The sequence below is a fragment of the Desulfosarcina alkanivorans genome, assembly GCF_009688945.1.
Lineage (GTDB): Bacteria > Desulfobacterota > Desulfobacteria > Desulfobacterales > Desulfosarcinaceae > Desulfosarcina > Desulfosarcina alkanivorans.
On record NZ_AP021874.1, the window covers coordinates 151068 to 162346 of the forward strand.

Consider the following 11279-nt stretch of genomic DNA (forward strand, 5'->3'; position numbering starts at 1 on the left):
TCACCGGACCCCCGCCATGATCTGCTGATCGTGGAAAAATAAGATGGGGTTGTCAGGCCTGATTTCCAACTCATGAGAAAAGCAGTGGGATCGGGTAGCCCGCCGGTATCCGTGGTCAACCCTGTTCCGGACAGCCGCCCGCGGTGATTTCGAGGCACCGCGCTGAATCGCATTGTCTTATGTGGATTGGGGCCTATCGATTGATCTCATGAACAATCTCCGGGAATTGCCCCGTATTGGATTTCAAGGACTCAAGAAGCTCGTCAAAAGCGACAGCAAATCCATTTGAATCGCTGCGGACCACCCTTCCGGAGACCTTGACGGTATTGTCAAATCGAAACAGCGGGAATTCGATTATGATGGGCTGGCCTTCGGCGATTTTTCGCGATGTCCTGACGAACAGGCCCCCGGCACCGATGTTCTTGATGATATCCCGGTGCGTTCCCTCTTTTACGGTGTATTTCGCGATGATATAGGACGTGCGGCGCGAGTGTTTGTGTCGTTTCGACTGCGGTTTCATTTATTTCCCGTTCACCTTGTCGCGCAGCTTGCCGGAACACTTGAAGGTCACCACCCGCCGTGCCGGCAGGATCGCCTCCTCACCGGTGGCGGGATTCCGGCCTTTGCGTTCCGCTTTTTCCTTGACGCAGAATTTTCCAAATCCACTGACCAGGACATCATCACCGGATTCCAGGGATGCCTTGATCAGTTCAAGCAGGGTCTCCGTGATTTCAACGGATTGATTCTTGAGGAATCCGAGTTGATCCTGCATCTGTTCGACGATGGTTTGTTTTGTCAGGGTCATGGGTGGGTCTCCGAATTACTTGGGGCACGGTCAGGAGCAGCGCGCCAACGATTATGCCGATGATTGAAAAAAGCCTGTATGCCTGATCCGAGACATTCTCAAACAGCCAATCAGGCATTCCGCTGTAGTTTTTTACGTTCAATAAGCGATGCATGCCAAACCAAGCAGATCAATGACGCTTTCATCCTGATGTCCTCTTTCGCTCAGCGGGTGGGGCTGCGGCAGGTGCAACCGATACACGTTCGCAAATATCTCTTTCCTTGTCAAGGGCTTGGTATCGCTTGACAATATGGGTGATCGCGGATCCGGGGCAGCCGTTTGATTTATCCGAACGGCCGGTTCCCTGTGTCGGAAGATGCCCCATAGGAAACTGGCAGGATGCAGCGGATTGCATTTGCCTGGGGGATGACCGGGCCAAGGGCGTCAAACGCATGGCCTTCAGGCAGTCCTGTTGTCCATTGTATATCCCATAATTTCCTGACAATGGCGGGGAGAACGAAAGGCTGGATTCGTAACCATTATGTGGTTTCTGGATCTATTATCGGACACTGATGCTTTTAAAGGAAAATGCGATTTTTCCCCAGAAAACACAGGGGCTCAATATGCCTGAAAAACCTTCCTATGAACAACTGGAAAAAAGAATCCGTGAGCTGGAGCGCGCCGAATCAGAGCGTAAGATCGCTGTGGAAGCCTTACGGGAGAGTGAGGCCAGGTTCCGGCTGCTTTACGAAAGAGCACCTGTCGGCTATCAGTCATTGGACGGTGACGGACAATTTATCGAAGTCAATCAAGCCTGGCTCGATACGTTCGGGTATAAAAAAGAGGAGGTCATCGGTAAATCCTTCAGCGAATTTCTGCACCCGGACTGGGCGGACCATTTCAAACATAATTTTCCGCGTTTCAAAGCGGTTGGTGAGATTTTGGGCGTTGAATTTGAAATGGTCAAAAAAAATGGCTCCACCATCTGGGTTTCCTTTAACGGCAGGGTCGTCAAGGACCGCTACGATAACTTCCAGCAAACCCATTGCGTGCTGCACGACATCACCGAGCAACGGACCGCGGAGCAGGCTATTCATGAGAGCGAAGAAAAATACCGCCGCCTGGCCGAAGAATGCCCGATATCGATCATGACATTTGACCACAGCGGCATGGTCACCTTTGTCAACAAATGGCATCTTGAGAAATTTGCGGGGGGCAAACACCCGGCGTCCTTTTTTGTCGGACAGAAAATCACCGAGTTGCCGGGCATTGTGGGCGCTGGGGTCGCAGATGCACTGGGCAAGGTCTTCGAGGGCAGGCATGTGGTGTTGGATTGTGTGTATTTTCCATTTTTTACGGGTGGACACGCCGGATACCAGAGCATAAAGGCCGTACCGATTTACAAAGACGGCCAGTTCGTCAGCGGCATCCTGATCCGGGAAGATGTGACCGGGCAAAAACTGGCCGAGGAGGCACTCAAGGAAAGCGAGGCCAAATATCGGGTCATCATGGAGTCGATGAATGACCCGATCTACATCTGTTCTGCAGATTTCCGGGTGGAATACATGAACCCTGCCATGATCAAGATGGCCGGCCGCCATGCCATCGGCGAATCTTGCCATAATGTCATTCACGGACTTGATGAAAAATGTCCGACATGCATTCATCAAAAAGTGATGGCAGGGGAAAGCATCACCAGGGAGGTTGAGCTTTTAAAGGAAAACCGAACGTTCAGTGTGTCGAACTCGCCCATTTTCCACGCCGATGGATCCGTTTCCAAACTGACCGTTTTCCGGGATGTGACCAATGTAAAAATAATGGAAAACTGTATCCTGCAGTCCCAGAAGCTGGAAGCCATCGGAACGCTGGCCGGTGGCATCGCCCATGATTTCAACAATATTCTTTCCGCCGTGATCGGGTATACCGAGATCGCACTGGACGATGAAATGCCGCTGGACGCCCCGGCCAGGAACAGCCTTGAGAATGTCCTCAAAGCAGGTTTGCGTGCCAAAGACCTGGTTAAACAGATCCTGGCCTTCAGCCGCCAGACCCAGTATGAGAAAAAACCGATCAGCCTGGGCCCCATCGTTCAGGAGGTATTAAAGCTGATCCGGGCCTCCCTGCCGACCAATATTGAAATCCGGCAACGAGGGCTCGGGGGCGGCAGCACGGTTTTTGGGGACCCGATCCAGATTCACCAGGTGCTGATGAACCTGTGCACCAACGCGGGGCATGCCATGCGAAATAGCGGCGGCCTTCTGGAGGTGGGGCTGTCAAGGGTCGAATACAGCCCTTCCGACATAACGAAACCCATGGACGTGAAACCCGGGGCCTATGTGGAATTGACCGTTGCGGACAGCGGCCCCGGGATGTCGCCGACCGTTCGGGAACAGATTTTCAATCCGTTTTTCACCACCAAGGCCAAGGAGGAGGGCACCGGGCTGGGCCTGTCCGTGGCCCATGGCATCGTCAAGGAGCATGACGGCGCGATTCGGGTCGACAGCCAACCGGGTGCAGGAACCACCTTCAGCATATTTTTGCCGCTTCTGGCCGACGCCAAAGAAACGGATGCCGCTCCCGAGGAACCATTGCCGCCCGGTACCGAACGCATCCTGGTGGTCGACGATGAAAAAGCCATTGCCAACGTGTCCAAAATGATATTGGAACGGCTCGGCTACCGGGTGACGGCCGTGTCGAGCAGCCTGGACGCCCTCGACCGGTTTGCCGGGCATCCAGCCGACTTTGATCTTGTCATCACCGACCAGACCATGCCCGTGATCACCGGAGATCAATTGGCGTTAAAGATCTGGGCCCTTCGACCGGATATCCCCGTTATCCTGTGCACCGGATTCAGCCATGTGGTCGACGAAGTCCATGCCAGAAAAATAGGAATCCGGGATTTCATCATGAAACCGGTTGTCCGCCGTGACCTTGCCGTTAACGTCCGGCGGGTCCTGGACGAAGGATAAAATTAACAAGCCCATGGCGAAGATACTGCTCATCGATGATGATCACATGCTGTGCGAAATGGTGTGCCGGAAACTGCACACGCTCGGGCACGAAACCGTCAGCGCCCATACATTGTCCCACGGACTAGAGGCGGCTTTCGGGGCCACGTTTGACCTGCTGCTGCTGGACGTTCGCCTGCCCGACGGCAGCGGACTCGAAGCACTGCCCCAATTCAGGGCAACCGAGTATCGGCCTGAAGTGATCATCATCACCGGCGAAGGGGACCCTGAAGGTGCCGAACTGGCCCTTGAGATCGGAGCCTGGGATTACATTGAAAAACCGCTTTCCATGCGGGAAATTACCCTGCAGATAACGCGTGCGCTGGAATACCGCCATGAAAAAATGGTTTGCCGGCCGGCACGGCTATTGAGAAAGGACGGCATTATTGGCAGTGATCCCAAACTTGAAATGTGCCTGGAATCGGTCGCCCGGAGTGCCATTACCGTTGCCCCTGTGTTGATTACCGGCGAGACCGGCACCGGCAAGGAGCTTTTTGCCAGAGCCGTGCATGACAACAGTCGCCGGGCGTCTGGTCCTTTCGTGGTGCTCGATTGTGCCACCGTTCCTGAAAAATTGGTCGAAAGCATGCTTTTCGGGCACCATCAAGGCGCCTTTACCGGGGCGGATAGAACCCGTGATGGTCTGATTTTGCAGGCGGACAACGGCACTCTTTTCATGGACGAAGTCGGGGAACTGCCTCCACCGATCCAGAAAGCCTTTTTGCGGGTGCTGCAGGAACGTCGCTTCCGGCCGGTTGGCGGCAGCCGGGAGCTGACAAGCGACTTCAGGTTAATCGCTGCCACCAACCGGGATCTTGAAACCATGGTGCAGGGCGGGCAGTTTCGCAAAGACCTCCTTTTCCGGCTCAAGGCGTCCGCTATTCACCTGCCGCCGCTCAAAGAGAGACCGACGGACATCGAAGTCCTGGCGCTGCACTACATAAACGTTTTATGTAAACGCTACGGTTCGGTCCTGAAGGGGGTTTCCCCGGAATTTATGCAAACCCTTCAGGATTATGTGTGGCCCGGTAATGTCCGCGAACTGATAAATGCAATCGACTGTGCCATTGCCAATGCGCAGGGGCATGAAGTCTTGTTTCCCATACACCTTCCGACAGCCATGCGAATCTGCCTTAAGCGCCAGACGATCCGTAAAAATGCGGCCATGGCTGTTTCCAGGGCAGGCACGAAAACACAGGAATCCCAACTTCCCAGTTTGAAATCGTCACTTGAAGAAACGGAGAAGTGGTACCTTCAATCCTTGATGATCCGTGTCCACGGTGACATCAAAGCGGCGTGCCGCGTTTCAGGCCTGTCCCGTTCAGGGTTATACGCCCGCCTAAAGAAATACAGCATCGCACGCCCTGCCTGATTTTTTTTGTCACTTTTTCCTGCAGATCGTCCTGTCCAGATATTGGGACGCGTCCACAGATGGGGACAACCGGCGTCCAGGGACTTGGACGACTGCCTCTCGTCATTGCTGTCAGGCACATCCAAAATATTTTATAACTTTTTTGAAACAATACAAAAAATTGCTTCTTGGCAGGGCGGGGGAATTGTTGGCACATGATTTGATCTCCAATTGGATAACTATTCACGTTCGGTGATTCACACATTCAAATGGGGTTTCAAAAAATGAAAAAACTTACCATCGGAATGAAAATCGGGGGCGGTTTTGCTTTGGTCCTGTCGCTGCTCGTTATTTCGTCCCTGGTGTCATGGCGCGGCATCGACCACATGCTGCAAGGCTTTGTCTCCTATCGCGGTCTTGCGCGAGACACCAATCTTTCGGGGCGCCTGCAGGCCAACATGCTTATGGTTCGCATGAACGTCAAAGACTTCATCATTACCGGAAGCGACGAGGATGTTCAGCAGTACCATCACTACCTGGAAAAGATGAACACGTTTCTGGAAGATGCCCAAAAGGAGATCCGGGATCCGGAACGGGCTGAAAAAATAGCTTTTATATCCAAAGTGGTCGGAGAGTACGAACAGGGATTCGACAAAGTTGTCGGCTACAACCAAGAACGCAACCGGATGGTTAATGATGTTCTGAACGTCATCGGGCCACAAAACGAAAAAGACCTGACCCGTGTCATGACTTCCGCTGAGCATGACGGCGATGCGCAGGTCGCCTTTCAGGCCGGCATGGCCCTGCGAAAATTGCTGTTGGGTCGCCTTTACGGGGTCAAGTTCCTGGATACCAATGCCAAGGCCGATGCGGACCGGGCGCTGGCCGAGCTTGAAGGCGCCGACGAAAACATGAAGGCCCTGGACACGCTCATCGAGAACCCAAAGCGGCGGGCGCTTCTGAAAAAGATTGAAGCGGCCGATGAGCGGTATCGCGCCACATTCAAACAATTAAATGCGCTTATCGTCGCGCGCAACGAAATCATCACAGGAACTCTGGACCGCATCGGCCCTGAGATCGCCAAGGCCGTCGAGGACGTGAAACTCTCCGTCAAAGCAGAGCAGGATGAACTGGGGCCGAGACTTCAGGCGGCAAGCCGCCGGCTGGTAACCATCGTGCTGGTGGTTTCGCTCATCGCCCTTGCCGCAGGAGCGGTGATAACCGTTTTGATTACCCGGGCCATCACCGTGCCAGTGTCCAGGGCTGTCATTTTTGCCGAGAACATGGCGAAAGGCGACCTCAGGCAGACCGTTGCGATCAATCGGCGGGATGAAATCGGAACGCTGGCCAGGGCATTGAACAACATGGCATTGAACCTGAGAAAAATGTTTAAGGAGGTCTCGGGGGGCGTGGAAACCCTGTCGTCATCATCGACTGAGCTTTCTGCCATCTCCCAGCAGATGGCCTCCAGCGCTGAACAGACCTCCGGCAAATCCAATCAGGTGGCCGCCGCTTCGGAACAGATGAGCGCCAACATGAACAGTGTGGCGGCCGCTTCGGAGCAGGCTTCCGCCAACGTCCAGATGGTTGCCGCCGCTTCCGAGCAGATGAGTGCTACCATCAACGAGATTGCCGGTAATACGGAAAAGGGGCGCATGATTACCGGTAACGCCGTCTCCCAGGCGAAAAACGTTTCGGCCCGCGTCGCCGAACTCGGCAAGGCGGCCGTGGATGTGGGCAAGGTCACCGAAACCATCAACGATATCTCAGAGCAGACCAACCTTTTGGCCCTCAACGCCACCATCGAAGCCGCCCGGGCTGGCGAAGCCGGAAAGGGGTTTGCCGTCGTGGCAAACGAAATCAAGGAACTGGCCAAACAGACCGCCGAGGCCACCCAGGACATCCGCCTGAAAATCGAAGGCATTCAGGGCTCGACCGAAGGCACTGTGGCTGAGATCAATCAGATCGAAACCGTGATAAACGATATCAACGAGATCGTGGCCACCATCGCCACAGCTGTTGAAGAACAATCGACCTCGACCCAAGAGATCGCCAGCAATGTCAGCCAGGCGGCCCAGGGGATTCAGGACGTCAACGAGAATGTCGCTGAGAGTTCGACGGTATCTGCGGGCATCGCCACCGATGTGCTGGAAGTGAACCAGGCCGCCGGTGAGATGGCCGATGGCAGCATCCAGGTCAACACCAGTGCAAGAGAACTGTCCAGACTTTCCGAAAGTCTCCAGCAGATGGTGGATCAATTTAAAATCTGACCGTTCTTCTGAACGCACGAAATGAAATGAAAAGTGAAGGGAACTCCAAGGAATTCAAAAGATAAAAGTGCTGCCAGCGACCTATGCCCGGCGGATCACCCATGAGGCCAATGTCGATTCATCTGTTACCAGGTCCGGGAGCGCACGATATCCGTCGTGGAAAAGAGGGGGGGCTTGAATTCGGCCGGTTCAAACCGGTGGCTGACGGCATCATGCTCGACTGGCAGGATCATCTGGCCCGGCTCATGAAAGAAGGGCGGTTTAACCTGTATCCACCCGGCTCGTGTGCGAAAACCGGTCAACTGCCCCTCTTTTTTGAGGTTCCTATATGGCCCCCTTCAGTATCAGCCTTGCCGATACAACCACCAGGAAGATCCCCAGCACGCGCCGAAACCGGATCTCCGAAATGCGGTGGAAGGTATGGTTGCCTAAATAAATGCCGGCGAGCATGGAGGGGAACATCAGCAGGCCCCAGATAAAAATTCTTTTCTCAAAGAGGCCGTTGACGATAAAGGTGGCCGTCTGTGCCAGTGCCGCGGGGATAAAAATGAGAACCAGCAGCCTTCTGAGGTGGCGCTTGTCGAGATGCCGGCTGAAGTAAAGGATCAACGGGGGCGCGTTGATGCCGATGAACCCGCCGCAAAAGCCGGCCAGGGTGCCCACGCCCAGATCCATCGCTTTTGCGCCGGCGGGAGGATGCCCGGTGTCCCGGGACGGCGGAACCCGAAAAAGAAACCACAGGGCCGTCAGCAGAAAAGCCGCTCCCAGAATTAACTGAAATTGATGGTTGGGGATATGTTTGAGGGCCGCGGCGCCCGATACGGAACCGGCCACCATGAGTGCCGCGATGGGCATCCAGTATCGCGGAGCCAGGCGGACCGGATCGATCCGAACCATGCTGAACCCGCCAAAGATGTTGATGAACGACGCCAGCACGATGGTCAGTTTGGGTTCCATGATCAGAGAACACAGGGCGACAATCACCGTCGTGGTGCCTGTTCCGGTGACCCCTTTGAGGAAAAAGGCAAGCATGCCGATCATTGGGATGAAGATATGGTTTATGCGTCACCTCCGGTGGTTCCATGGGGTGGGAAGCGGCCATGACAGGCTGGAACACCCGTTTTGTCGACGCGTGCATCCCCCAATCTTTTTTTGGCGGCTTCATCTGCCCGGACGATATTCCGATCCATGGCGCCGATCAAGGATTTAATGGCCTGGCGCATCGTTGCGGACGCTCATTGTTTTTGGCGAAACACCGCCGCCGGTCCCTGATTCACATGCATGCCCCGCTGGTGTGATGATCCCGTACGGCCCTTCGCCGTTGTCAAAATCACTGCCCGGCAGCGGTCCGGTCCCCCTCCAGGACCGCCCGGACCTTGCCGGTCAGGGATTGGACCGAAAACGGTTTCTGGAGGAAATGGACATCGTTTTCGATAATGCCCTGGTGGATGATCACATCGGCCGTATACCCAGACATATACAGGACCTTGAGATTCGGTATGAGTGTGTCGATGCGCGCTTTTAACTCCTTTCCGTTCATTTCCGGCATGACCACGTCCGTGACCAGCAGGTGAATCGAATCCCTGTTGAGCGATGCCTGTTTGATCGCTTCCGAAGGGTTGCGGGCCGCAAGGACCGTGTATCCGTATCGCTCGAGCATGTCCTTGCACAGGTCGAGGATGGATTGCTCATCTTCCACCACCAACAGGGTCTCCGTTCCCCTGGCGACGGCCCGGCGTTCGGGTTCTCCTTCTTCCTGGACGGGCGAGGCCGTTCGGGGGAGGTAGATCCGGAAGGTGGTGCCGCGTCCCGGTTCGCTCTGAACGCTGATATGGCCATTGTTCTGCCTCACGATCCCATACACCGTCGCCAGGCCCAGCCCGGTCCCCCGGCCGACCTCTTTGGTCGTAAAAAACGGTTCGAAAAGATTCTCAATCGTCGCCTCGTCCATGCCGCTGCCCTTGTCACTGACCGCCAGCATCGCAAACCGGCCTTGAATACAGCCTGCATGGGTGGCGCAGTGTTGTTCGTCGACCACCACGTTTTCAGTCTGGATGGTGATTTTTCCCACCCCGACGGCCGCATCCCGCGCGTTAACGCACAGATTGGTCAGGATCTGATCGATCTGGGCGGGATCGATCTTGACCGCCCACAGGTTGGCTCCGGGCATCCAGGAAAGATCCATGTCTTCGCCGATAAGCCGCCGGAGCATCTTGAGCATGCCCGATATGGTGTCGTTCAGGTCAAGCACCTTGGGCCTTGCCGGCTGCCTTCTTGCAAAGGCCAGCAACTGCCCGGTGAGATCCGCCGACCGCTGCGCCGCTTCGCTGATTTGCCTGAGATCGTGACGTGCCGGGTGGGAGGGGGTTATCTGCATCGTTGCCAGTTCGGCATGGCCCATGATGACGCCCAGCATATTGTTGAAATCATGCGCGATGCCGCCTGCCAGGGTGCCGATGGCTTCCATTTTCCGGGATTTTATCAATTGCTGCTCAAACAGCTTGCGCTCCTTGTAGACCGAATCGAATTCCTCTTTGATGAGAAGGATGGATTGATACAGGAAATAGAGCGGATGATCCTCGGCCATATCGAAATCGGAATCGATCCCCTCCACATCCCAGTTGACCCGGCCGATCAAGGCCATCAGGTTTTCGATCTCTTCGTAATGCAGAACGACCGGCTTTTTTCTTTCTTTTTGCGGCGCTGTCCCGGAGACGGGTCCGGACCGGTCGTCGCGGATTAAGCGGAATGCATGGCTGATATCCCCGGCGATTCTCGTTTTAAAGGGCAGGGACGGTCGGTTCAGATGCAGGGCGGTTTTCATGAATGTATTGGCACCATATACGATATACATACTGATCGGAGACCGCTGGTGCCATTCTTTCAGGGACTGCACGTACTTTATGCGTGCCGATCGGCTTCCTCCCTCGAGCCGGCCGGCATCGACGACCATGTATCGGATGCCGCCATTTCCGGACAGCGTCCGGTTGCAGAGGTCGCGGGTACGCCCGATGAGAGGAAGGTGCTGGAATTCAAGGCGTCCCGTCGACGTCGAATGCAAAATGCACTGGTCAATCAGCACCATCTCGTTGGCGAACGTTGGTGTCCGCACGTTCCAGGCCTCGTCTGCAAGAACTTCAACCGGCCTCAGATGACGCTCTTCAGGATCATGGCGGCCGGAAATATCTATCGGGAGGCCTGCGGCCGGCCGTTCCTTTTTGCCGTTGATCTTCAATGCCAGGTTGACCGCTTCCCGGTAGTTCCCGGCGACATGAATGTATTTGCCGGTGGTGTTGAATCGTTTGCCGATCTTTACCGCGATGGACAGGGGATGGGACAAGTTGCAGAAAATTAAGTTCAACCCTCTGCTGTTATCGTTCAGTGCACGGGAGAAATTTCTTCGCGCTTCCGATTCCGAACCCGTTAAAAAGGTATAGTCTTCAATTTGAACGTATGGGCCCCGGCCTCCTGAGACAAGGCCGGCGATTTTGTCGTTGAGCGCCAGCGAGTTGCGTACGCCTTCCACATCCGCATACCCTTCGGGCGCGCTGTAGATGATGGAATCATCGATGACCCGGAAATTGGCAGTGAAGGTGCTGCTGACTTGTTGATTATTCCATTGCGGATCGGAGAGAACCTCGAGCCCTGTCACCGGACAATAAAATGTCATGGGGATATCCTGTTTTTTCCGATTGGTTCTGCTCGGGCGCACCTGCATTGCGGCATTGGGGAGGCAAACATCCGGGACGATAACCCGTCACATGAAAAAATGGCCACCCGTCGGGCTGGAAGGGGGCGCCGGAAATGGTCACCGCCCGGACACCCGGACCCGGCTCCCGGGTGCCTCGTCGTCAAGCGGCCCTTAT

General features: G+C 55.2%; 8 protein-coding genes. 4 read left to right on the forward strand and 4 right to left on the reverse strand.

The features are described 5' to 3' along the window. Nucleotides 1-193: 193 nt before the first annotated feature. Both DSCA_RS00695 and DSCA_RS00700 read right to left on the reverse strand, forming a co-directional pair. Nucleotides 194-520 (reverse strand): PilZ domain-containing protein, encoded by a 327-nt coding sequence (locus DSCA_RS00695; RefSeq protein ID WP_155314623.1) that lies wholly within the window; start codon nt 518-520, stop codon nt 194-196. Continuing rightward, nucleotides 521-805, reverse strand: coding sequence for an integration host factor subunit alpha (locus tag DSCA_RS00700; RefSeq protein ID WP_155314624.1), 285 nt, complete (start codon nt 803-805; stop codon nt 521-523). It abuts the gene before it with no gap. Between the two features lie 602 nt (nt 806-1407). Here DSCA_RS00700 and DSCA_RS00705 point away from each other — a divergent pair. The 3 genes from DSCA_RS00705 (at nt 1408) to DSCA_RS00715 (ending at nt 7413) form a co-directional block, all read left to right on the forward strand. Next, complete coding sequence (locus tag DSCA_RS00705; protein ID WP_167527543.1) at nt 1408-3753, forward strand: PAS domain-containing hybrid sensor histidine kinase/response regulator; 2346 nt, start codon at nt 1408-1410, stop codon at nt 3751-3753. Between the two features lie 13 nt (nt 3754-3766). Next, nucleotides 3767-5164: a sigma-54-dependent transcriptional regulator gene (locus DSCA_RS00710; protein WP_155314626.1), complete on the forward strand. Its 1398-nt coding sequence runs from the start codon at nt 3767-3769 to the stop codon at nt 5162-5164. A gap of 263 nt (nt 5165-5427) precedes the next feature. Further along, on the forward strand, nt 5428-7413 hold the full coding sequence (locus tag DSCA_RS00715) for a methyl-accepting chemotaxis protein (protein WP_167527544.1): 1986 nt from the start codon (nt 5428-5430) through the stop codon (nt 7411-7413). A 324-nt stretch (nt 7414-7737) separates the two neighbouring features. Here the strand turns inward: DSCA_RS00715 and DSCA_RS00720 are convergent, their stop codons facing one another. Next, a complete protein-coding gene (locus DSCA_RS00720; protein ID WP_167527545.1) occupies nt 7738-8445 on the reverse strand; it encodes a sulfite exporter TauE/SafE family protein in 708 nt (235 codons plus the stop codon). 68 nt (nt 8446-8513) lie between these two features. Between DSCA_RS00720 and DSCA_RS00725 the strand changes: the two genes are divergently transcribed. Then, a complete protein-coding gene (locus tag DSCA_RS00725; RefSeq protein ID WP_155314629.1) occupies nt 8514-8711 on the forward strand; it encodes a hypothetical protein in 198 nt (65 codons plus the stop codon). 32 nt (nt 8712-8743) lie between these two features. Here DSCA_RS00725 and DSCA_RS32360 read toward each other — a convergent pair whose 3' ends face one another. Next, nucleotides 8744-11083, reverse strand: a complete 2340-nt coding sequence (locus DSCA_RS32360) for an ATP-binding protein (protein WP_231716342.1) — start codon at nt 11081-11083, stop codon at nt 8744-8746. Nucleotides 11084-11279 lie beyond the last annotated feature (196 nt).